The organism is Pseudomonas sp. MBLB4136, from assembly GCF_051904765.1.
Taxonomy (GTDB): domain Bacteria; phylum Pseudomonadota; class Gammaproteobacteria; order Pseudomonadales; family Pseudomonadaceae; genus Aquipseudomonas.
This window is the reverse complement of record NZ_CP196713.1, coordinates 2,705,998-2,727,353: the sequence shown is the minus strand read 5'-3', so window position 1 is coordinate 2,727,353 and position 21,356 is coordinate 2,705,998. Positions and strand designations below refer to the sequence as shown.

Annotated in this window: 16 protein-coding genes and 2 pseudogenes; 7 read left to right on the top strand and 11 right to left on the bottom strand. The window is 64.4% G+C overall.

Annotated features, from left to right (window positions below):
* Positions 1 to 80 precede the first annotated feature (80 nt).
* Positions 81 to 1,955: a di-heme-cytochrome C peroxidase gene (locus ACSX1D_RS12395; RefSeq protein ID WP_439858793.1), complete on the bottom strand. Its 1,875-nt coding sequence runs from the start codon at positions 1,953 to 1,955 to the stop codon at positions 81 to 83.
* 288 nt (positions 1,956 to 2,243) lie between these two features.
* On the opposite strand from ACSX1D_RS12395, the gene ACSX1D_RS12390 reads away from it, so the two are divergent.
* A complete protein-coding gene (locus tag ACSX1D_RS12390; protein WP_208707093.1) occupies positions 2,244 to 2,711 on the top strand; it encodes a DUF3429 domain-containing protein in 468 nt (155 codons plus the stop codon).
* Between the two features lie 30 nt (positions 2,712 to 2,741).
* Here ACSX1D_RS12390 and ACSX1D_RS12385 read toward each other — a convergent pair whose 3' ends face one another.
* From ACSX1D_RS12385 to ACSX1D_RS12375, 3 genes and pseudogenes are all read right to left on the bottom strand, one after another.
* Positions 2,742 to 3,356, bottom strand: a complete 615-nt coding sequence (locus tag ACSX1D_RS12385) for a hypothetical protein (protein WP_439858792.1) — start codon at positions 3,354 to 3,356, stop codon at positions 2,742 to 2,744.
* Between the two features lie 7 nt (positions 3,357 to 3,363).
* Positions 3,364 to 3,948, bottom strand: a pseudogene (locus tag ACSX1D_RS12380) (methyl-accepting chemotaxis protein); the annotation flags it as partial.
* A 321-nt stretch (positions 3,949 to 4,269) separates the two neighbouring features.
* A pseudogene (locus ACSX1D_RS12375) lies at positions 4,270 to 4,836 on the bottom strand (cache domain-containing protein); the annotation flags it as partial.
* 488 nt (positions 4,837 to 5,324) lie between these two features.
* Here ACSX1D_RS12375 and ACSX1D_RS12370 point away from each other — a divergent pair.
* On the top strand, positions 5,325 to 6,155 hold the full coding sequence (locus ACSX1D_RS12370) for an undecaprenyl-diphosphate phosphatase (protein ID WP_439858791.1): 831 nt from the start codon (positions 5,325 to 5,327) through the stop codon (positions 6,153 to 6,155).
* A gap of 9 nt (positions 6,156 to 6,164) precedes the next feature.
* Here the strand turns inward: ACSX1D_RS12370 and ACSX1D_RS12365 are convergent, their stop codons facing one another.
* The 3 genes from ACSX1D_RS12365 to ACSX1D_RS12355 form a co-directional block, all read right to left on the bottom strand.
* Complete coding sequence (locus ACSX1D_RS12365) at positions 6,165 to 6,518, bottom strand: MmcQ/YjbR family DNA-binding protein (RefSeq protein ID WP_439858790.1); 354 nt, start codon at positions 6,516 to 6,518, stop codon at positions 6,165 to 6,167.
* Positions 6,519 to 6,680: 162 nt separating this feature from the next.
* A complete protein-coding gene (gene nadE / locus ACSX1D_RS12360) occupies positions 6,681 to 7,490 on the bottom strand; it encodes an ammonia-dependent NAD(+) synthetase (RefSeq protein WP_439858789.1) in 810 nt (269 codons plus the stop codon).
* Between the two features lie 196 nt (positions 7,491 to 7,686).
* The gene (locus ACSX1D_RS12355; RefSeq protein WP_439858788.1) at positions 7,687 to 8,421 is read right to left on the bottom strand and encodes a phosphoadenylyl-sulfate reductase; all 735 of its coding nucleotides are present in this window, start codon (positions 8,419 to 8,421) and stop codon (positions 7,687 to 7,689) included.
* A gap of 256 nt (positions 8,422 to 8,677) precedes the next feature.
* Here ACSX1D_RS12355 and thrH point away from each other — a divergent pair, with 256 nt between their 5' ends.
* The gene (gene thrH, locus ACSX1D_RS12350) at positions 8,678 to 9,295 is read left to right on the top strand and encodes a bifunctional phosphoserine phosphatase/homoserine phosphotransferase ThrH (protein ID WP_439858787.1); all 618 of its coding nucleotides are present in this window, start codon (positions 8,678 to 8,680) and stop codon (positions 9,293 to 9,295) included.
* A 42-nt stretch (positions 9,296 to 9,337) separates the two neighbouring features.
* Here the strand turns inward: thrH and pabB are convergent, their stop codons facing one another.
* A complete protein-coding gene (gene pabB / locus ACSX1D_RS12345; protein ID WP_439858786.1) occupies positions 9,338 to 10,687 on the bottom strand; it encodes an aminodeoxychorismate synthase component I in 1,350 nt (449 codons plus the stop codon).
* A gap of 166 nt (positions 10,688 to 10,853) precedes the next feature.
* Here pabB and ACSX1D_RS12340 point away from each other — a divergent pair, with 166 nt between their 5' ends.
* Together ACSX1D_RS12340 and ACSX1D_RS12335 are read left to right on the top strand one after the other, a co-directional pair.
* A complete protein-coding gene (locus tag ACSX1D_RS12340; protein ID WP_439858785.1) occupies positions 10,854 to 13,568 on the top strand; it encodes a LuxR C-terminal-related transcriptional regulator in 2,715 nt (904 codons plus the stop codon).
* Positions 13,565 to 16,288, top strand: a complete 2,724-nt coding sequence (locus ACSX1D_RS12335; protein ID WP_439858784.1) for a LuxR C-terminal-related transcriptional regulator — start codon at positions 13,565 to 13,567, stop codon at positions 16,286 to 16,288. Before ACSX1D_RS12340 ends, ACSX1D_RS12335 begins: the two co-directional genes overlap by 4 nt.
* A 58-nt stretch (positions 16,289 to 16,346) precedes the next feature.
* Here the strand turns inward: ACSX1D_RS12335 and ACSX1D_RS12330 are convergent, their stop codons facing one another.
* From ACSX1D_RS12330 to rloA, 3 genes are read right to left on the bottom strand one after another with little or no spacing between them, the layout of a single operon-like run.
* Entirely contained in the window at positions 16,347 to 17,333 is a 987-nt protein-coding gene (locus tag ACSX1D_RS12330; RefSeq protein WP_439858783.1) for an alpha-L-glutamate ligase-like protein, read from the bottom strand.
* 3 nt (positions 17,334 to 17,336) lie between these two features.
* Complete coding sequence (rloB, locus tag ACSX1D_RS12325) at positions 17,337 to 18,863, bottom strand: osmotic stress tolerance membrane protein RloB (RefSeq protein WP_439858782.1); 1,527 nt, start codon at positions 18,861 to 18,863, stop codon at positions 17,337 to 17,339.
* 5 nt (positions 18,864 to 18,868) lie between these two features.
* Entirely contained in the window at positions 18,869 to 19,405 is a 537-nt protein-coding gene (rloA, locus tag ACSX1D_RS12320) for a retropepsin-like aspartic peptidase RloA (protein ID WP_439858781.1), read from the bottom strand.
* A 305-nt stretch (positions 19,406 to 19,710) separates the two neighbouring features.
* Between rloA and ACSX1D_RS12315 the strand changes: the two genes are divergently transcribed.
* On the top strand, positions 19,711 to 20,448 hold the full coding sequence (locus ACSX1D_RS12315; RefSeq protein ID WP_439858780.1) for a GntR family transcriptional regulator: 738 nt from the start codon (positions 19,711 to 19,713) through the stop codon (positions 20,446 to 20,448).
* Entirely contained in the window at positions 20,445 to 21,329 is an 885-nt protein-coding gene (gene prpB / locus ACSX1D_RS12310) for a methylisocitrate lyase (RefSeq protein ID WP_439858779.1), read from the top strand. Before ACSX1D_RS12315 ends, prpB begins: the two co-directional genes overlap by 4 nt.
* Positions 21,330 to 21,356 lie beyond the last annotated feature (27 nt).

Here is a 21,356-nt window from a genome sequence, read left to right as displayed (position 1 = left end):
TTTCCCTTATCAGTCGTGGTCATGTCTGGCGGCCAGGCTCAAGTGTGCGCCGCCTGGCCTTGGAGTGCAGGAGAGCTGTCTCAGGGCTGGCATTCGGGCCCCGGACTCCAGGGTTTGGCCTTGATGGGCTGCAGCTGTTTTTCGAGCTCGGTGTTGCCCAGAACCTTGAGGTACTCGATCAGCGCCAGGCGCTCTTCGGGCTGCAGGGCGCGACCGATCACTCCGCCCTGGCGACAACCGTCGCGGAATTCGTGGCCGCGGTTGCTGTTGCCGGTGATGCGGGTGTCGTAAAGAAAACCGCCTGGAAACTCCTGGCTGGAGAAACCGACCTTTTGTGGGTCGAACTCGAAGCTGCCGACCCAAAACTGTGCTTGCCGCTCCGTCAGCGGCGAGAGCAACTGGAACAGCGTGGGCACCGATCCGTTGTGCAGGAAGGGCGGGGTGGCCCAGATGCCGTCCAGCGGGCGGGCCTTGTAGCCGCGCTTTTCCTGGACGCCGATCGGTAGCCCGAAGCCGTCCATGCGCCAGCGCTCCCTGGGCTGTATCCCCGCGTCTTGGTAGGCGCGGTTCGCCACATACGCGGTGATGTAGGCCAGCCCCTTGGCGCTGGAGATGTTCTTGAAGTCCACGGCATCCAGGGTGGCACCGAACAGGCGAACGTCCAGCTTGCCCAGCTGCTCTCTGGACCAACCCAGTCGACTGATGTCGAAGCGGTGGTCGGCAATGTTGTCAGCCGCGGTAGGGTCAGTGCCGACTATCTCGGTGGGCACGACGCGCATGTGCCATTCCGGGTCCCGTGCTGGGGCAAAGCGCTTGTCGCGGGGCTTTGGATCTGGGGCGTGACAATAGGCGCAGTTCTCCTGAAACAGGGCTCGGCCCTGGCTCGCCAGCGGACGGTCGATCGGACCGAAGACGGCTTCGGGCCAGGCCGGAGGCTTCAACTCTTGCAGGGTTTCCTCGAGGGTGTACAGATCCCGCAGACGCACGCTGGAGGCATAGCGTTCGCCTTCTGCAACTGACTGTCCGCGGTCGTCGAGCAGGTGCAGGGTCGCCCCGACGCCCAGGGCTTCGCCGATATTGCGTGCCATCGGCTGCATGGCCGAACCGTTCCACTGCACCCAGTCGAATTTCCAGATATCCCAGACATGCGGATAGCTCACCGGCGCGTTGGCGATGCGATAGTTGGCCGGATCGATCGCGTCGCCAAATACGCTGTTGGCGATGCGACCGAAGGCATCGGTGCGGCCGAAACCTTCCTCGGTCGGATAGAGTTCGCGATGCCAGTCGTTGAAGGCGGTATCGAGCAGGCGATCGAGCACTTCCTTGAAGTCGCGGCGCAGCTGATCGCGCCCTTCAGGGTACTGCTCGCCGAGGACCTCCTTGGCGAAGCGCCTGAACTTGAGGGGATTGTAGTAGGTGAACGCCATGCTCATGCCGAGGGCCTGGCCGAACCCACCGCCTTTGAGGGTAGGCACGGTCGAGGCGAGCGAATGCAGGGCCGGCCCGCCGTCGATGCGCACGGCTTGGCCCTGGTAGCGCAGCTCGCCGGTGTGGCAAGCCGCGCAACTGATGTCCAGGTACTGGATGCCGTTCGCGCTGTCCTCATGGCGGGTGAAGCCGACCGGGAGGTTGGCCGGATTGCGCTCACTGGCGCTCTGCCCGGGGTCGACCAGAAAGCCGAAGCGCGCCAGGTAGTCTGGAGTGGCGAACTTGCGCGTGCTCAGGGGGAGTTCGAGGGCGCCGAACCAGTCGTAGCGCAAACCCTTAACCCGGGTGCCCTGGGGGGTGTAGTAGTAGGTCTGGCGCTGTTCTTCGCTCCACTGGTCCAGATAGTGGAGGCGTGCCGGCTTCTGATAGGCGGGCAGGTTGGGGTTGGCAACGAAATACAGGCCGATGCCGAGGCCAAGACTCAGCAGCAGCAGGAGACTCACCAGGGCGCGACGGAGCGTTCGCATCGGGCACTTCCTTGTAGATATTGACCTGACTTTATGCCAAGTGCGCTGGTTAATGGCAAGCGGCCATGAGTTAACCTGGGAATGTGCCTGCGTCACCCTGGGGAGGTCGAGGTGGTCCCGTCCGTGCTGGCGTCTGGCGTTGCGCCCGTCGCGACGGAGTTGGATCTGGCGGGGCTGCGCAGGCGACTCCGGAAACACCGGCCAGGAGCTGAACGATTCGAGTCCCGCTGGTTTGCAGGGGAGACCAATGTCTGGCTACCCTGAGCGCACATCTGACAGGAGTTCGCGATGCATCCCTTCGAAGCCAAGCATCCCCAGCAACTGGCCATGCACCTCGGCTACGCCGGCCTGATTCCTTTCGTCAGCGGGGCTCTGGGCATTTGGATTACGCCGTTTGCCTGGCGTCCCTATGTCATGTCGGCGCTGCTGGACTATGCGGCGGTAATCCTGGCATTCATGGGGGCTATTCATTGGGGGCTGGCGATGCGCGCCGAGGCGAGCGATGAGCGTGCCAAGCTGCAGCTTGGCCTGTCCGTGATCCCGCCGATGTTGGGATGGGTCGCGATAGCCAGCGGCCTGCCTTTCGGCTTCGCCCTGCCGGTGTTTCTGCTGGCCTTTGTGCTGCTCTACTTTGCCGACTTGCGTGCGGTCAAGTTGGGCTTGGCGCCCAAATGGTATCCGGCATTGCGGCGGCCCTTGACCATAGTCGTGACGATCAGCCTGCTGCTGGCCTGGATCAGTCTGCTGCGCCTGTGATCCAAAGCGCTTGGATGGCCGGGCCGCGCTCTAGCAGACCAGGCTATCGGCCTGGCGATAGAGCATCAGCAGTTTGCGGGTGATGGTCTGCTGGATGTCATCGCGCTCGAAGGTGGACAGGCGGTTGAGGCGACTGATCTGCAGCCGATGCAGGTGGATGTAGGGCATCTGTTGATCGAACTCGCGCAAGTCGCCTTTCATCATGATTGGTAGGAACAGGTCGCCCATCTTCTTCTGGTTGCTGATGATCTGCGCCAGGGCCGGCTTGAACGGCATGGTCTTGGGGGCCGGCCCGCCTTCCCTGATCTGGGTAGCCAGGAGCAGGCCGGGCTTGCCCAGCACGGCGCCGGGCAGCACGCAGAGGCCGGTCTTGCGTACGGCCAGTGACTCGATGCCGTGCAGGGTGTCATGGAAGGCGTAGGGGTTGGGCAGCACCACCATCTTGCGGCCCAGGTCGCTGGGAAAGTGCAGGTCGTAGTTGGTGTAGAGCTGGCGCACGGACTCCGAGTACACGCACAGGCGGTTTTCGAACAGCTTGATGAAACGCTCGGCGAGCTCACGCCGAGCGATGCTGTCCAGATCCCAGATCAGGTCCTGATTCTGCGGCCTGCTGAGGTCGACTTCCTGATGCTCCATGCCGCTCATGTTTGCCTCATACGCGAAACTGCCTCAAGAGTCCGTTGAGCTGTTCGGCCATCTGTACCAGGTGCTGTCCAGCTTCGCTGGATTGCCCGGCCGCATGGGCATTGTCATGTGCCAGTCCCGCCACTTGGGTGACGTTCTGGTTGATGTCTTCGACCACCTGCGATTGTTGCAGTGTGGCGCTGGCGATGGAAGCATTCAAGCCGGTCAGGTTGCGCAGTGACTGGGCGATCAGGGCCAGGCTCTCGCCGGCCTGGCTGGCCTGCTCAACGGTCAGCTGAGAGGCTTGACTGCTCTCGTTGATGACCTTGACCGCGGCCTCGGAGTTGCCCTGCAGGCGCTCGATCATGCCCTGAATCTCGGCAGTCGATTGTTGTGTGCGCTGCGCGAGCAAACGCACCTCGTCGGCCACCACGGCGAAGCCGCGACCCTGTTCTCCGGCGCGGGCCGCTTCGATGGCAGCGTTGAGGGCGAGCAGGTTGGTCTGTTCGGCGATCGAGCGAATCACCTCCAGGACGCTACCGATCTGCGTGCTTTCCTCGGCCAAGGAGTGCATCACGGCCACCGCCTGGTCGATGGTGGCGGACAGCTGGCCGATCTGGCGCAAGCTGGCGTCGATATTCTGCTGACCTTGCAGGGCCTGCTCTTCGGCGCTATGCACCTCGCCGGAGGCGTGTTCGGCGTTCTTCGCCACATCCTGCACGCCGTAGGTCACCTGGCTGACCGCCGCCGCCACCAGTTCCATCTGCTGCGATTGCTGCTGGCTGTGTTGTTGCGCGCCCTCGGCAATGCCGCCGAGAGCGCGCGCGGCCTGATCGAGGGTGCCGGCGGATTCGAGTGATTGGCTAATCACCTGGCGCACCTTGCCGGTGAAGGCATTGAAGTGTCCGGCCAGCGCCGCCAGTTCGTCGCGCCCGGAGGTGTCCAGGGTGCGGGTCAGATCGCCTTCGCCGCTGGCGATATTGGCCATGGCCCCCACCGCGTCGCGCAGCGGCCGGGCGATGCTGCGCGCGATGAGTGTCACCAGCGTGGCCATCAGCAGGGTAATGGCCAGGCCCACACCCAGCGCTGTCAGCGCCTGAGACCTGAACTCGGCCTCGACATCGTCGACGTACACCCCGGAACCGATGATCCAGCCCCACGGCTGGAATAGTTCGACATAGGAAACCTTGGGCACCGGCTCGCTGGAGCCCGGTTTCGGCCAGCGGTAGTCAACCTGGCCGGCGCCTTCGGCCTTGCTGATGCGCACCATTTCGTTGAACAGGGCCTTGCCGTCCGGATCCTTGAAGCCCGAGAGGTTCTGCCCTTCGAGCTTGGGATTGGTTGGGTGCATGATCATGGTGGGCGTCTGGTCGTTGATCCAGAAGTACTCCTGACCGGCATAGCGCAGGCCGCGGATCATTTCCATCGCCTGTTGCTGGGCCTGCTCACGGCTCAGCGCGCCGCCGCTTTCCAGGCCCTGGTAATGGCGAAGGATGCCCATCGCTCCTTGCACCACATGCTTGGTCTTTTCGCCTTTGGCGGCATACAGGCCACTATGCAGTTGCTGCAGCATCAGTCCGCCCTGGATACACAGCATGACGATGGTGACGGCCGAGATCAGCCACAGACGGCGACTGATGGGCAGGTTTCGGAGGCAATTCATTGTAAGCGGCTCCCTGTTGTTGTAATTGAAATTGGGGAGTGGGATTACACCACTGGGTTGTATGGCCAGCTCGGCTGACGGAATTATTCCAGGCTCGCCTTGGCGGGGCCAGTTGGCTGCGCAAGACTTTGCACAGATACGGCGATAGTGCCGGTTTCTCTGATAGCATTCCGGCCCCCGCGCGGAAAACCTAAGTTATATGGCCTTGATTGGCAACGCGGGGGAACCTAACGGCGAAACCTGGGTCCCAGACCCGTTCTCCAGCACTCGATTACTTCAATGACATGTTATTTGCGCGGCCTTTGCCGTGCGCCCTGGGAGTTTTGATGGAACTGTGGTTGGCCGTACAGGCCTTGATTCTAGGTATTGTCGAAGGTATTACCGAGTTCCTGCCGATTTCCAGTACGGGTCATCAGATCATAGTCGCGGATCTCATCGATTTTTCCGGTGAGCGAGAGATGGCCTTCAATATCATCATCCAACTGGGCGCTATTCTTGCCGTGGTCTGGGAATACCGGCAGAAACTCTTCGATGTTGTGCTGGGCCTGCCCAAAGAGCGCGTGGCCCAGCGCTTCACCGGTAACCTGCTGATCGCATTCTTTCCCGCCGTGGTGCTGGGAGTGACCTTTGCCGACCTGATCCACGAGTTCCTGTTCAACCCGATCACGGTCGCCAGCGCCCTGGTGGTAGGTGGTGTAGCCATGCTCTGGGCCGAACAGCGGACCCATCAGGTGCTGGCCGAAAGGGTCGATGACATGAGTTGGCAGCAGGCGCTGAAGATCGGTTGTGCCCAGTGTCTGGCGATGATTCCGGGGACTTCCCGCTCCGGCGCCACCATCATCGGCGGGCTGCTGTTCGGCCTGTCGCGCAAGGCGGCGACCGAGTTTTCGTTCTTTCTGGCGATGCCAACCATGGTCGGCGCCGCGGTGTACTCCGGCTACAAGTATCGCGAGCTGTTCCTGCCGGCCGATCTGCCGGTGTTCGCCATCGGCTTCGTCACCTCGTTCATCTTTGCCATGATCGCCGTGCGTGCGCTGTTGCGCTTCATCGGCAATCACGGCTATACCGCTTTCGCCTGGTATCGGATTGTGTTCGGCCTGCTGATCCTGGCCACCTGGCAGATAGGCCTGATCGACTGGAGCACCGCCGCGGGCTGAGCCTCGGTCTCAGTCGTCCAGCAGCAGGCCGACTTGCCGGCATTTGGGTAGCCGGCGCACCACCAGCTGGTGGGAGCGAGTCAGCAGCTGGCACAGTTCGGCGTCGCCCAGGGGCAGGTGCGTGCAGCTCATGCTGATCCAGTGGGCCCTTGCCAGGTAGGGCGCCGGGCGGATGCCGGGACGGTCGACATAGCCAAGGAACAGGTCGCTGTCGACTTTGCAGGCCAGATCGTGGCCGAGGAAGTTCAGTACCGCGAACATCTTGTTGCCGGCCACGGAAAACACCTGGTTGTTGCCCCATTTGAAGTCTTCGCGTGCGCCGGGCAGCTGCAGGCAATAGCGGGCTATTTCTTCCTGGGTCATGGCGCCTCACGCAGTGGCCGGATCTTCAGCAACGCTAGCAGGTCGCCGCAGTGGCGGCGATCAGATGCAAGCCTGCGCTGTTCGAGCGCTCGCATGACGGAGGAAGCGGCGGATTGCCGGTCCAGCCGCATCGCCCATTGCCTGCCGCCGCGAGCGAGTCGATCAGGGGGTATAGGGCAGGGTGCGCTTGTGCTCGGTCCTGCGGTAGGTCTGGATGATGCGCTCTTCGGCCTCTATCGCCACGGTGCGCCCGAGCAGGAAGTCATCGATCTGTTCATAGGTGCAACCGTAGGCCTTCTCGTCCGGCTTGCCGGGCTCGAGCTCCTCCAGGTCGGCAGTGGGCGTCTTGTACACCAGTGCCTCCGGTGCGCCCAGCAGCGTGGCGATCTGTCGGACCTGGCCCTTGACCAGGCCGGTCAGCGGGGCCAGGTCGCAGGCACCGTCGCCGAACTTGGTGAAAAAGCCCATGACCGCTTCGGCCGCATGATCGGTGCCGACCACCAGGCCGTTGTTGTAGTTGGCCAGGGCATACTGCGCCACCATGCGCGCGCGCGCCTTGATGTTGCCTTTGACGAAGTCGTTCCTGGCGGCGTTGTCTGCCGGTTGCAGGGCCGACATCAAGCCGTCGACGCAGGCAGCGATGTTGACCGTTTCGATGCGATCGGGATTGATCACGCGCAGCGACCACTGGGCATCGGCCTCATCCTGCTGGTCACGGTAGGGCAAGCGTACGGCGATGAATTCCGCCTGCCGTCCTTCGGCACGCAGTTCGGCGACCGCCTTCTGACAGAGCAGCCCGGCCGTCAGGGAGTCCACGCCGCCGCTGATGCCCAGCACCAGAGTGCTGCAACCGGATTGTCCGAGCCGCTCCTTGATGAACGCCAGACGCCGCTGCACTTCGTTGGCGAGCTCCGCCGGGGTGTCGAGTGCGCGCACGCCCAGGGCGTTGCCGATGGATTGCTGCAGGTTCATGCCAAGAGCTCCTTGTTCGTCGATTTACCAGGCCGTGTCGCCAGGCCGAGGAAAGGGGGGATTGTTGCAGGGGCTGCGGTTCGCTCACAACGCCCGTCGGCTCCATTGTCGGTGCCCAACGAAAAATGCCCCGATCGGCCGATAGGGGCATTATGCATGGCTCGGTTGCAGTGTTCCGGGCCGGGCTTCGCCGCGGTTATTGCTTGGCGATCAGGTTGCCGGCGTGTAGGCCGCACTCCTTCTGCGTGGCTTCTTCCCACCACCAGCGCCCTTCGCGTTCGTGCTGGTTGGGCAGGACCGGGCGGGTGCAGGGCTCGCAGCCGATGCTGATGAAGCCGCGCTCGTGCAGGCTGTTGTAGGGCAGCTCGAGCATGCGGATATAGGCCCAGACGTCCTCGCTGCTCATCTGCGCCAGGGGATTGAACTTGTACAGCGGCTTGTCGGCAGTGGAAAAGGCCCCGTCGATCTCCACCGCAGCGACCTGGCTGCGGGTGCCGGGGCTCTGGTCGCGGCGCTGGCCGGTGGCCCAGGCCTTCACCGTGGCCAGCTTCTTGCGAAGCGGAGCGATCTTGCGGATGCCGCAGCACTCTTCGTGGCCGTCCTTGTAGAAGCTGAACAGGCCCTTGGCCTTGACCATGGTTTCGAGTGCCGTGGCGTCGGGCGACAGCACCTCGATGGCGATGCCGTAGTGTTCGCGTACCTGGTCGATGAAACGATAGGTCTCCGGGTGCAAGCGGCCGGTATCGAGGCTGAAGACCTTGACCTGTTTATTGAGCTTCCAGGCCATGTCCACCAGTACCACGTCTTCGGCGCCGCTGAAGGAAATCCACAGTTCATCGCCGAAATGCTCGAAAGCGAGTTTGAGAATGTCCTGGGGCGACTTGTTTGCATAGGTCGCGGCCAGTTCGGCTACATCGAAGGGATGGCTCATCGGGCTAGATTCCTGGTTATGGTCGCTTGCAGGGGCATGGACAACCGGCCGGGTGTGGCGATAAAGCCTGCCGCTCGCCAGGGCTGCCCGCGCCCGCTGGCGCGCTGTGCCGGGGATGGTAGCAAAAAGGCTTTATGCGGCTAAATAATCAAATTCCATGTCGACCAAGGTTTTTGGGTATAAGGGCCCGCGTTGCGTGGCTGTGGGCGAGCCGCTAGAGTGCCGCCTTCATTCAGGCCCAAGCTAGGAGTGTCCCATGGAAATCGCTTGTCTCGACCTGGAAGGCGTATTGGTTCCGGAAATCTGGATCGCCTTCGCGGAAAAAACCGGAATCGATGCGCTGAAGGCGACCACCCGGGACATTCCCGACTATGACGTGTTGATGCAGCAGCGTCTGCGCATCCTCGACGAGCATGGCCTGAAGCTGGCCGACATCCAGGAGGTGATCGCCACCCTCAAGCCGCTGGATGGTGCGGTGGAGTTCGTCGACTGGTTGCGCGAGCGCTTTCAGGTGGTGATCCTCTCCGACACCTTCTACGAATTCTCCCAGCCGCTGATGCGCCAGTTGGGCTTTCCGACCCTGCTATGTCACAAGCTGATCACCGACGACAGTGGCCGAGTGGTGAACTATCAGCTGCGCCAGAAGGACCCCAAGCGCCAGTCGGTAATCGCCTTCAAGAGCCTGTACTACCGGGTGATCGCCGCGGGCGATTCGTACAACGACACCACCATGCTCAGCGAGGCCCATGCCGGCATCCTGTTCCATGCGCCGGACAACGTGATTCGCGAGTTCCCGCAGTTTCCGGCGGTGCACAGCTACGAAGACCTCAAGCATGAGTTCCTCAAGGCATCCAATCGCCCATTGAGCCTGTAGGCGCGACGAGGAAAGGAACGAGGCCCGCTGTCGCGGGCCTTTTCATGCGTCGCAGAACTGCTCGAGGGTCTGCAGAAGCACCTTCACCTTGGTGATCGACTCCTGATACTCGGCCTGCCAGACCGAGTCCGCGACTATCCCGCCACCGCCCCAGCAGCTGATCTGCCCATCCTTGGCCAGCAGGCTGCGGATGGCGATCGAGCTGTCCATCTCGCCGCGCACATCCAGATAGAGCAACGAGCCGCAATAGAGCGCGCGCCGGGTCGGCTCCAGCTCGTCGATGATCTGCATGGCGCGGATCTTCGGTGCGCCGGTGATCGAGCCGCCGGGGAAGCTGCCGGCGATCAGGTCCAGGGCATCCTTGCCGGTGGCCAGCTCGCCGGTCACCGCGCTGACCAGGTGGTGGACGTTGGGGTAGCTCTCCAGGGCGAACAGCTCCGGCACCCGCACCGAGCCGGTGCGGCAACTGCGACCCAGGTCGTTGCGCAGCAGGTCGACGATCATCAGGTTTTCGGCGCGATCCTTCAGGCTGGTCATCAGCGCGTGGGCCTGGGCGGCGTCCTGCTGTGGGTCCGCCTCGCGCGGCCGCGTGCCCTTGATGGGGCGGGTCTCGACCAGGCCCTGGCTGACCCGCATGAAGCGTTCCGGCGACAGGCTGATGATCGCCCCGTCCGGCAGGCTCTGGTAGCCGGCGAAGGGCGTCGGGCAGGCGCTGCGCAGAGCCTGGTAGGCAGCCCAGGGGTCGCCCTGGTAATGGCTGCGGAAACGCTGGGCGAAGTTTACCTGGTAGCAGTCGCCGGCCTGGATATAGGCCTGGATGCGCTCGATGGCCTGGCGATACCCAGCTTCGTCGAGATCGGCGCGGAAGGCGCCGAGCAGCCTGAAGGAAGGGGAGGGTTCGGCGGCAACCTTTTCGAACAGGGCAATCAGTCGCTCGCGCTCATCGCTCGCCAGGCGCGGATGAAACAGCAGCTGACTGGTCCCCAACTGGTGATCGCTGATCAGCGCCCAGGCATATAGGCCGAAGCGCGCATCGGCTAGTCCGAGGTCGTCGACCGCCTGCGCCGGCAGCTTTTCAAGGCGCCGGCCGAAGTCGTAGCCCAGGTAGCCGATCAGTCCGCCGGCGAACGGCAGGGGGCGGTCGCCGGGCGGCTCTGCCGGGCCGAGGGCACTCAGCCCCTCGCGCAGGCGCTGCAGAAAAGCCTCGCCTGCTTCGTCGGGCGCGGGAGTGAACTCCGCCATGGGCCAGGCGCTGATCAGGTCGTAGCGTCCGCGCTGCGCCGCCGGGCGCCCGGCGTCCAGCAGGACCGCTCCCGGGGCCTGGCGTACGGCAGCGAAAAACTCGGCAGGGTCGGCGCGATAGGGCAGAGGGTGAACGAGACAAGTAGACATTCGAGGTATTCGGACGAGCGCGGACGCCGATTGTAGAACGCCGTCACCATTCATCCTAGGGTTTGCGCGTAGGTTTGCTCGGCGGGCGGCGGCTGATTAGTATGACCGGCCGGAAAATAATGCTGCACGATGGTGCCAGTTCATATCCAGTCAGGGGATCGAGGCCATGGATGAGACGTTGGGTCCTGCCGCCGGGAGCCTGCTGCACTGGAAGCTCGGCCCGCCCGAGGCGGCCATCGAAGCGCTGCCCAAGCCGCGGATCGAGGCGGCGCTGTCGACCCAGCCCCATGCGCGCGTGCTGCTGTTCTCCGCGCCGGCCGGTTTCGGCAAGACCTGGGCCCTCAGCGCCCTGGCGCAGCAGAAGGCGTCTGCCGGCTACGCGGTGGCCTGGTTGTCACTGGATGCCGATGACGACGAGCCGGCGCGCTTCTTCCTGCACTTGATCGAGGCGCTTGAAAGCCTGGTCCCGGGCCTCGGCCTGGCAGCCCGTGGCTACCTGCAGAACACCATGGGGGTGCCCGTCGCCGCGGTGACGGAGACGCTGCTGGCGGACCTGGCGCAGGTGCAGGCGCCGCTGCTGCTGGTCCTCGACGACCTGCACCTGATTCAGAATACCGAGCTGCTGGCGGCGCTGGAGCGATTGATCCGTTATGCGCCTGCGGGCTTCGTCCTGGCCCTGGCCAGCCGCTCGCAACCGGCGCTGAAACTGGCCACCCTGCGCGCCAAGGGGCTGCTGCTGGAGATCGGCGAGGGCGATTTGCGCTTGAGCCAGGCCGAGACCGGCGACTATCTGGCGCGCCATGGCCTGCAGCTGGAAGCCCCGGCATTGGCGGCGCTGTACCGCCACACCGAAGGCTGGCTGGTGGGCGTGCACCTAGCCAGCCTGTGGTTGCGTCAGCAGCCCCAGGCCTGGCAACAGCTGGACGACCTGGGAGCGAGTCCAGCGACCGTTGGCGATTACCTGCTGTGCACTGTGTTCGAGCAGTTGCCGGCCGATAATCAGCAGCTGCTGGAGGCCCTAGGGATCGCCCAGCAGCTGTGTGGCGACCTGGCCAATACCCTGGCCGGCCGGCAGGATGGCCAGCAAATGCTGGAGGCGTTGGAAACCATGCAGCTGTTCCTGCTGCCGCTCGATCGCCAGCGGCACTGGTACCGCTTCCATAACCTGTTCGCCGAGTTCCTGCGCCGGCGCCTGCAGGGGCGCGACCCCGAGCGATTCAAACAGCTGCATTTCAAGGCCAGCCTGTGGTTTGCCACGCACCGCATGCAGAATCTGGCGATCGAGCACGCCTGCCTGGCCGAAGACCCACGGATGCTCGCCGCCCTGGTCGACGGCGGTGGGCTGGAGCTGATCAATCGCGGTCAACTGCACTTGATCTACAAGTGGCGCCAGCGTGTGCCGGACGAGATCGCCCAGGACTATCCGATGCTGGTGCTGGCCGACGTCTGGAGCCGCGCGGCGGAGCTGGGCCTGGCCGAGGCCAACCGTATGCTCGACGAGCAGTTGCACCGTTGGCGTATGGCCGAGGCGGCGGCCGACCTCGAGGACCGCGTGCTGGCGATCCTGACGATCAAGGCGCTGATCGCCCTGCAGAAGGACGATCTGCCCGGCTGCGTCGCCCTCACGCGCCGGGTCGAGCTGCAACTGGGGGGGCACACCGCGTTTCTCGAGATGGCGATGCTGATCGTCGGTGCCCTGGCCAACGTGATGCTCGGGGAGGGCGAGTCGGCGCGACGCCTGCTGGCGCTGGCGCAGCAGCGCAATCACTTTCTCGAGGGGCACTACCTGGGCATGCAGTTGGCCAATGTGGAGGTGTTGCTGTGCCTGCAGCAGGGGCAGATCAAGCGGGCCGGGCAGCTGTTCGCGCAACTACGCGCACGCACCGCGCCATGCTTCGCCACGAATGCCCGCGCCCTGGCGTTGCCGACCATCAGCGGGGCGTTGATCGACTACCATCAGGGCCGCCTCGAGGGTGTCGAGGAGCGCCTGCGCTGGGCCTTGGCCACGGTCGATGTGATCAACCCGGTCGACCTGTATGCCCAGGGCATGCTGTGCCTGGCTCAGGTCCAGCGTGCCCAAGCCAAGCCGCAAGAAGCCCGGGCCACCCTGCTGCGCATGCAGCATCTGGCCGCCGGCAACCGCGCATGGCGCTTCCAGGCCCAGGCGCTCGGCGACGAGGTGACGCAGCTGCTCCAGGAGCCGGGCGCCGAGCGGCTCACGGGCGCCGAGCAGCGCCTGAAGGACGTCGACTGGCCTGGATTGGCCGGGCACTACCGGCACCTGGCCTGCAATCCAGTGCTCTGGGTTCGGGGGCTGACGCGCATCCGCCTGCTGCAGGCGCGCGATCATCATAGCGAGGCGCTGCACGAAATTGCCCAGCTGCGCGGACTGCTGCAGGACGACTGGCATGGGCTACAGCGCTTGCGCCTGGACCTTCTGGCGGCGCTCAGCCACCAGCACCTGGGCTATCAGGAGCGCGCGCAGAGCCTGCTGGTGCAGTGTCTGTCGCGCGCGGAACACGATGCACTGCGCAGCCTGTTCATCGAGGAGGGGGCTCCGGTGCGCCGGCTCTTGTCGCAGCTCGAGGCGGGCGAGCGCTATCCGGCCCTGCAGGCGTTCATTCGCTCGATTCTGGCGATCTGGCCGGGGCAGGAAGCCCTGCAGGCCGAGGTGCCCCTGGCCGAAGGCTTGACCGAGCGCGAGGCCGAAGTGATCCAGCTGGCGGCACAGGGACTGGCCAACGACTCCATCGGCCAGCGCCTGGCGTTGGCCCTGGGCACCGTCAAATGGCACCTGCACAACATCTACGCGAAGCTCGGGGTGCGCAATCGGACCCAGGCGATCCGCCGCGCCCAGGAACTGGGGCTGGTCGCGCCATGAGCCTCGAGGGCTTGTCGCTGCCGCCCTCCCTGCCGCTGCTGCGTACCAAGCTGGCGCCCGTCGTGGTTGGCGCTCGTCCGCAGCTGATACGCAGGGCGTTGTTCCAGCGGCTGATCGAGGCCCGTGAGCGGCGCCTGGTCATCCTCTGTGCGCCAGCGGGCTACGGTAAGAGCACCTTGCTCGGCCAGTTGCGCCAGGCCCTGCAGGCGTCCGGGGCGCGGGTGGCCTGGCTGTCCTGCGACGAGGCGGACAGCGAGCCGCTGCGCCTGCTGCACTATCTGGTGGCGGCCATCGACACACAGTTGCCGGGTTTCGGCGGTGCCATCCTGGACGGGGAGCAGGGTGTTGCGGGCGGGCCCGGCCAGGCCCTGCTCGATGCCTTCCTGAGCGAGCTCAGGCAGGTCGAGGGCGAGTTGTACCTGATCCTCGATGACTTCCACAGTATCCGCCATCCCTCTCTCGGCCCCCTGAAGCGGGGCCTGATCGAGGGGCTGCCGGCGCATGTCCGGCTGATCGCCGGCACGCGTTCCGGGCCGCGCTCAGACGAAGGCGGGCTTTTACGCGGCGCCAATACAGTCTGGCTGCGCGCCGAGGATTTGCGCCTGAGCGCCGAGGAAACCGCGACCTATCTCTGCGACATCCAGCAACTGCGCCTGAGCAGTGAGCAGGTCGAGCGGCTGCACCGGCGGAGCGAGGGCTGGATTGGCGCGCTTCAGTTGATCGTCCTGTCCCTGGCTCGGCACCCTGATCCCGCTGCATTTATCGCGGAGTTCTCCGGTAGCGAGCGTCATATCGCCGACTACCTTAACGAGGATGTACTGGCTCGGCTGGCGCCGGAGCTGCGGCTTTTTCTCGAGCAGACGTCGGTGCTCGAGCAGTTCAGTGCCGAACTGTGCAATGCGCTCACCGGCCGGGAAGATGCCGGGGCAATCCTCCAGCGTCTGCACAACGAGCAACTGTTCATCACCGCCCTGGACGAGCAGGGCGAGTGGTTCAGCTACCATCCGCTGTTCGCCGAATGCCTGCGCGGGCGCCTGCTCAGACGCGGCGATGGGCGACGGTTGCAGCTGGCGGCCGCGCGCTGGTGCGAGCAGCGGAGCCTGCTCGACAGGGCGGTCAACTATGCCCTGGCCGCCGGTGAGTATGCCTTCGCCGCCGGATTGCTGGCGCGTCAGGGTGCGCGCCTGCTCGCCGACAACCAGCTCTACGGCATTCTCTCCAGCGTGGCGGCGTTGCCGGCGCAGGTGATTCGCGAGTACCCGGTGTTCCAGATCTTCTACGCCTGGCAGCTGGCCTTCGAGCAGAAATACCTCGATGCCGAGGCGCTGATCGAGGACATCAGCGCGCGCCTGCTGCAGCAGGGGCAGGCGCTGCACGACAGGCCCCACGAGCTGCTCGCCGTGGCTCAGTTGATCAAGGCCCTGGTCCAGCTCTATCAGGACCGGCTGCAGGACTGCCTCGCCATCAGTCGGCACTGGCTCGGCCGGGTGCCGCTCGATCAGCCGGAGATTCGCGCCAGCCTTGCGTGCGTGCAGGCGACCGCTCACGCCCTGCTTGGCGATTACGGCGAGGCATCGCGGTCGCTCGGCCTGGCGCGCGAGAGCCTGCGGCGCGCCCCTAGCGAGTACTTGCGTGTGGTGCTCAGGCTGATCGAGGCGCTGCTGTGCAAGGAGCAGGGGCGACTCGAGCGCGGACGCACCCTGGCGGAAGTCGCCCGCGCCCGGGTCGAGCGGGCCTTCGGCAGGCGCAGCCGAGTGGGGGGTGTGCTGGCCCTGGCCTATGCCGACCTGCTGTATGAGCAGGACCGGCACGCCGCGATCCTCGCCGAACTGCCCTTGGCCACCAGTCGCCGCGATCTCGCCACGCCGGTCGAACTGGCCAGTCGCGGCCAGTTGGTGATGGTGCGCGCGCGCTTCTACGCCGGCGAGTGCGAGCCGGCCCTGGAACAGCTCGAAGAATGGCTGGCGGGGCTGCAGGGGCCGGGCTACGAGCGGGTCTACGCGCAGGCCATGGGTTGTCGGGTGCAGTTTCTCCTGTGGTTGCGCCGCCCCCATGAGGCCGAGCGGATCTGCCTGCAGTTGCAGCGACAGCTGGCGGAGTTGCCGCTGAGGCGCCACGGCGATGCTGCCGTGGCGCTGGTGCTGTGCCAGGCGCGACTGGCATTGGCCGAGCGTCGGGCGCCGCGTGCGCTGGCGCTGCTGGAGGCCTGCCTGGCTGAGCAGACGGCCGAGCACCAGCACGAACGACGCTTGCGCCTGTCGTTGCTGCTGGCCGTGGCGTGCTGGCGCACGAATGGCGCCGAGAGGGCCTTTCCGTTGTTCCAGGCGACCCTGCAAGATGCCTGGCACAGGGGTTATCGGCGTCTGTTCCTGGACGATGCCCTGTGGTTGTTGCCGCTCTGGGATGCCTGGTCGGCGAGCCAGGTGGGCGGTGCGGGGAGCTGGCAGGAGCTGGATCGACAGCTGCGCGAGCAGTGCCGTCGACTGGCCATCGATCCCCAGGCGCTGGATGACCATCCGGAGGTGAGCCCCAGGGAGCTGGACATCTTGCGCCTGGTCGGCGCCGGCCTGGCCAATCGTGAGATCGCCCGGGCATTGCACCTGTCCGAAGCCACGATAAAGTGGCACCTGCACAAGCTGTTCGCCAAGCTGGGGGTACGCAGTCGCACCCAGGCAGTGCTCAGGGGCAGGAGCAGCGGGCTGCTGGGCGAGGCAACATAGGGATGCCGAGCAGGCAGAAAAAAGCCCGGCATCGGCCGGGCTGGTTCTACGCGTGCCGTCAGATCTCGGCGATCGGCGCGTGGCCGAACAGCTTCTGGGAGAAACGCATGCGTTCCTCGGGGCTCTCCTGGATGCCCTTGGCCTTGAGCTCGACCAGGCGATCCTCGACCGCGTGTGCGCGGTGGGTGAGGCCGCAGTCGTTGGCGATCTGGATATTCAGGCCGGGGCGGGCGTTGAGCTCCAGAATCAGCGGGCCTTTCTCCTGGTCCAGGACCATGTCCACGCCGATGTAGCCCAGGCCGCAGAGTTCGTAGCAGCCGGCCGCCAGCTTCATGAAGCCGTTCCAGTTCGGCAGTTGCACGCCGTCCACCGCGTTGGTGGTGTCCGGGTGCTTGCTGATCTTGTTGTTCAGCCAGGTGCCGCGCAGGGTGACGCCCGTGGCCAGGTCCACACCGACGCCGATGGCGCCCTGGTGCAGGTTGGCCTTGCCATTGGACTGGCGGGTCGGCAGACGCAGCATGGCCATCACCGGATAGCCCATCAGCACGATGATGCGGATGTCCGGCACGCCTTCGTAGCTGATGCTCTTGAAGATCTGATCGGGAATCACCCGGTATTCGATCAGCGCGCGGTCGCGATGGCCGCCGAGCGAATAGAGGCCGGTGAGGATGTTGGAGATCTGGTGCTCGATTTCCTCGTGGCTGATGATCCGTCCGGAGACCGTCTTGTAGCGCTCCTCGAAGCGGTCGGCGACCACCAGAATGCCGTCGCCGCCGGCCCCCTGGGCCGGCTTGACCACGAAATCGCTGCGTCCGCCGATGATCTCGGGGAGCTTGTCGATCTCCTTCTCCGTGGAAATCACCCCATACATCTGCGGCACGTGGATGCCGGCCTCGATGGCGCGTTCCTTGGTGATGATCTTGTCATCGACGATGGGGTAGAGGTGCCGTTTGTTGTACTTCAGCACGTAGTCCGCATTGCGTCGGTTGATGCCCATGATGCCTTTGGCTTCGAGGGCCTTCCAGGTTTTCCAGAGACCTAGCATGGCTCAATCCTTCAGGAAGGCTTTGAAGCGAAACAGTTCGGTCAGGCGGTAGCCGCGGTAGCGACCCATCGCCAGCATGAACCCGACTAGGATCATCAGCACCGCCGGGAAGGTGAAGACGAAGTAGACCAGCTCCGGGATGCTCATCAGCAAATGGGACAGGGTGGCGGCCACCAGGGTGCCGATGGCGACCTTGAAGGCATGGCCGCCGCCGCGCTCTTCCCAGGTGATCGACAGGCGCTCGATGGTCATGGTCAGAATCACCATCGGGAACAGCGCCACCGACAGGCCGCGCTCCAGGCCCAGTTTGTGACTGAGCAGGCTGATCGCGGCAATCAGCACCACCACGAAGGTCAGCACCACCGACAGGCGCGGCAGCATTTGCAGCTTGAGGTGCTCCAGGTAGGAGCGCAGCGACAGGCCCAGGGTGGTGATGATGGTGAACAGGACGATGCCGAAGCCCAGCTGGGTTTCGCGGAAGGCCAGGGCGATCAGCACCGGGGTGAAGGTGCCCAGGGTCTGCAGGCCGCCGAGGTTGCGCAGGATCAGGATCAGCAGCACGCCGATCGGGATCACTACCATGATCTGGAAGGTCTGCTGAGTCGACAGGGGCAGGCCGTACAGCGAATAGCCGAGGAAGTCGGCGTCGGTGCTTTCGTCGGTCAGCTTGGCCAGGCGAATGGCGTTCATCTCGCTCTTGTTCAGGCTGAAGCTGACCTGGGCCTTCTTGCCGCCTTCGAGCGTGATCAGCTCGTCATCGCCGGTCCACCAGATCAGGCGATCGGCCGGCAGGCCCTGCTCGCCGGTTTCCGGGCTGAAATACAGCCACTTCTCGCCATTGAAGCTGCGCAGCCAGAGTTCCGGGCTCTGCGGGGCCTCGGCGTTCAGGCGAATGGTGTGCACGCGCTCCATCGGCACGTGGGCGATCGACAGCAGCAGGTCGATGGCATTGGCCTTGTTGGCGCTGGAGGCATCGCCGCCCAGCAGCAACTTGACGTTGTCGTCGCCGCTGTCGTTGATCCGCTTGATGGTTTCGCTGATGAAGGTCTCGACGTCCGCCGAGTGCTGGCGAATCGGTGCCAGCAGCGCCTCGGCGGCGATCTTCTCGGGGCCTTCGACCGGGAGGCTGTCGCGGAAGATCGGACCCTTGGCCTTGGCCTGCTCGCCGCTGTAGCGCTTGGTCAGCACCAGGCGGTAATACAGGGTCTGCTTGCCGTTGGCGCGCCGTGCTGACCAGGTCACTCGGCGATTGCCCTCGGCGCGGCTGATGCTCACCCCATAGTTGTTGGAGATGAAGCTCTCGTTGAGGCTGACGTAGTCCTGGTTGAGCGGCGGCACGAACATTTGCAGCTTGACCGGCTCGCGCGGGTTGGCCTGAAACTCGACCTTGGCATCGATGTTCCACAGATCGTCCGTTTCGTCCTCGGTCACCGGGATGCCGAGAATGAAGATCTGGTAAGCCGTAATCAGAACGCCCAGGCTCACCAGGAGCGTGATCAGGACTTTCAGATGCAGGGTAAGAGAGCGCATGGGAGTTACTCGCCAGGGTTTGCGTCGGTGGTGCAGCCAGGTTTGCCTGCTGCGTATTTAAGGCTTGGGTCGACCAGCGCGCTGAAGCGTTTGAGGGCTTCGGAACCAATCAATAACGGGTATTGGAAGGCGCTGCGGTCGGTCAAGTTCACTTCGATGGTGCGCAGGGCTTGGCCCATGCACAGGGTCATCTCGATAACGGGACGTGCGGTGTAGGTTTTTTCTTCTTCGGGGTCATAGTCCCCGGCGCGGCGTTTGATCTTGCTGATCCGCGCCAGGGGCCGCTCGATAGGGTGCTCGTGGGCCTCGTCGATGGCCAGGTAGAAGCGGACCCAGGTTTCATCGTCGCGTTTGAAGCGCTTGATCTCGCGCGCGCTCAGGGAAGCGGTCTTGGCTCCAGTATCCAGTTTCGCGGCAACCTCCAGATCGAGATCGTAAAGCCTGGCGTACTCATTGAGGCCGTAAACGGTCTTCTCCGCGGCGAACCCCAGGCCTGGCGAAAGGAGCAGGCAACAAAGCAGGGCAGAGGGCTCGAATCTCATAAGTCCTATTGAATATGGCACACAGCTGAGCGGGAAGACCGGCGGGCGTGGCGCGATGGCCCCGTGCGTCTGGCTTGGAGTTTAGCAGGCATGACGTGCCTGTCCGGCCGGGCTAAAAACGGCGGCATTCTAGCACGGCCGTTTTCAGCAGTAACAGGCGCTTATGAGCAATTGCGCAGGTGATTTCCGCAGAGGCTGGTAGTTTGCTCTTGCTTTATGAATTGTCGACAGTGTTGTTGTTTTATTTGACAATAATGGGGGTTTTTCGTAGTTTCAGTGCATTCAAGTGGATCGGTGTCGACAATATGCTGGATGTCACTGAGGCGCCCGGCGGCGCGCAAGAGGACTCGGAGACGCTCTCCGAGCATGTGTTTCGGCGCATTCAGGCCGCCATCGTCAAGGGCGAGATCGCCCCGGGCAGCAAGATCTCCGAGCCGGAGCTGGCGCGTACCTACGGCATCAGTCGCGGGCCGCTGCGCGAAGCGATCCATCGCCTGGAGGGGCAGCGGCTGCTGGTGCGGGTTCCCCATGTCGGGGCGCGGGTGGTGTCGCTGTCCCATGACGAGCTGATCGAGCTGTACGAGATCCGCGAGTCGCTGGAGGGCATGGCCTGTCGCCTGGCGGCCGAGCGCATGACCCAGGTGGAGATCGACGAGTTGCGCCGAGTGCTCGACCTGCATGAGCAGGACGCCGCGTTCAAGGCCGGCGTCGGCTACTACCAGCAGGAAGGCGACTTCGACTTCCACTACCGGATCATCCAGGGCAGCGGCAACAAGACCCTGAGCCAGATGCTCTGCGGCGAGCTGTACCAGCTGGTGCGCATGTATCGCCTGCAGTTTTCCGCGACGCCCAGTCGACCGCGCCAGGCCTTTGCCGAGCATCACCGAATTCTCGATGCCATCGCCGAGCGTGACGGCGAGTTGGCCGAGCTGCTGATGCGCCGCCATATCGGCGCTTCCAAACGCAATATCGAGCGTCATTACAAAGCCCAGTCGGGGCAGGGCGCACAATCCAAGACAGCCAAACCCAGAGGTGAGTCATGAGTCAGCTTTCCCCAGGCCAGCGTTTTCGCCAGGCTCTCGCCATCGAGTCGCCGCTGCAGGTGATCGGCGCCATCAACGCCAACCACGCGCTGCTGGCCCAGCGTGCCGGCTTCAAGGCCCTCTACCTGTCCGGCGGCGGGGTCGCGGCCGGCTCGCTGGGGCTGCCTGATCTGGGCATCAACACCCTGGATGACGTGTTGACCGACGTGCGCCGCATCACCGATGTCTGCGACCTGCCGCTGCTGGTGGACATCGACACCGGCTTCGGCCCCAGCGCCTTCAATATCGAGCGCACCATCAAGAACCTGATCAAGGCCGGCGCCGCCGCCGCCCATATCGAGGATCAGGTCGGCGCCAAGCGCTGCGGCCACCGTCCGGGCAAGGAAATCGTCTCCTGCGAAGAGATGGTCGACCGTGTGCGCGCCGCCGCCGATGCCAAGAGCGACCCGGACTTCTTCCTGATCGCCCGTACCGATGCCATTCAGGCTGAAGGCGTAGACGCCGCCATCGAGCGCTGCCAGCGCTACGTCGAGGCCGGTGCCGACGGCATCTTCGCCGAGGCCGCCTATGACCTGCCGACCTACAAGCGCTTTGTCGATGCGCTGAACGTGCCGGTGCTGGCGAATATCACCGAATTCGGCGCGACTCCGCTGTTTACCCGCGACGAGCTGGCCTCGGTCGGTGTGGCCATCCAGCTCTACCCGCTGTCGGCCTTCCGCGCCGCCAACAAGGCCGCAGAAAGCGTCTATACGGCCATTCGCCAGGAAGGCCACCAGAAGAACGTGATCGAGCTGATGCAGACCCGCGCCGAACTGTACGAGCGCATTGGCTACCACGCCTTCGAGCAGAAGCTCGACGCGCTGTTCGCCGCCAAGAAGTGATAGTGCCAGGCAAGAACAACAAGGATT

Coding starts and splice junctions, on each gene's coding strand:
- rloB (WP_439858782.1), bottom strand. CDS start 18,863: ATGCGCTCTCTTACCCTGCATCTGAAAGTCCTGATCACGCTCCTGGTG.
- pabB (WP_439858786.1), bottom strand. CDS start 10,687: ATGTCTACTTGTCTCGTTCACCCTCTGCCCTATCGCGCCGACCCTGCC.
- prpB (WP_439858779.1), top strand. CDS start 20,445: ATGAGTCAGCTTTCCCCAGGCCAGCGTTTTCGCCAGGCTCTCGCCATC.
- ACSX1D_RS12390 (WP_208707093.1), top strand. CDS start 2,244: ATGCATCCCTTCGAAGCCAAGCATCCCCAGCAACTGGCCATGCACCTC.
- ACSX1D_RS12340 (WP_439858785.1), top strand. CDS start 10,854: ATGGATGAGACGTTGGGTCCTGCCGCCGGGAGCCTGCTGCACTGGAAG.
- ACSX1D_RS12370 (WP_439858791.1), top strand. CDS start 5,325: ATGGAACTGTGGTTGGCCGTACAGGCCTTGATTCTAGGTATTGTCGAA.
- ACSX1D_RS12315 (WP_439858780.1), top strand. CDS start 19,711: ATGCTGGATGTCACTGAGGCGCCCGGCGGCGCGCAAGAGGACTCGGAG.
- ACSX1D_RS12335 (WP_439858784.1), top strand. CDS start 13,565: ATGAGCCTCGAGGGCTTGTCGCTGCCGCCCTCCCTGCCGCTGCTGCGT.
- ACSX1D_RS12395 (WP_439858793.1), bottom strand. CDS start 1,955: ATGCGAACGCTCCGTCGCGCCCTGGTGAGTCTCCTGCTGCTGCTGAGT.
- ACSX1D_RS12385 (WP_439858792.1), bottom strand. CDS start 3,356: ATGAGCGGCATGGAGCATCAGGAAGTCGACCTCAGCAGGCCGCAGAAT.
- ACSX1D_RS12365 (WP_439858790.1), bottom strand. CDS start 6,518: ATGACCCAGGAAGAAATAGCCCGCTATTGCCTGCAGCTGCCCGGCGCA.
- ACSX1D_RS12355 (WP_439858788.1), bottom strand. CDS start 8,421: ATGAGCCATCCCTTCGATGTAGCCGAACTGGCCGCGACCTATGCAAAC.
- rloA (WP_439858781.1), bottom strand. CDS start 19,405: ATGAGATTCGAGCCCTCTGCCCTGCTTTGTTGCCTGCTCCTTTCGCCA.
- thrH (WP_439858787.1), top strand. CDS start 8,678: ATGGAAATCGCTTGTCTCGACCTGGAAGGCGTATTGGTTCCGGAAATC.
- nadE (WP_439858789.1), bottom strand. CDS start 7,490: ATGAACCTGCAGCAATCCATCGGCAACGCCCTGGGCGTGCGCGCACTC.
- ACSX1D_RS12330 (WP_439858783.1), bottom strand. CDS start 17,333: ATGCTAGGTCTCTGGAAAACCTGGAAGGCCCTCGAAGCCAAAGGCATC.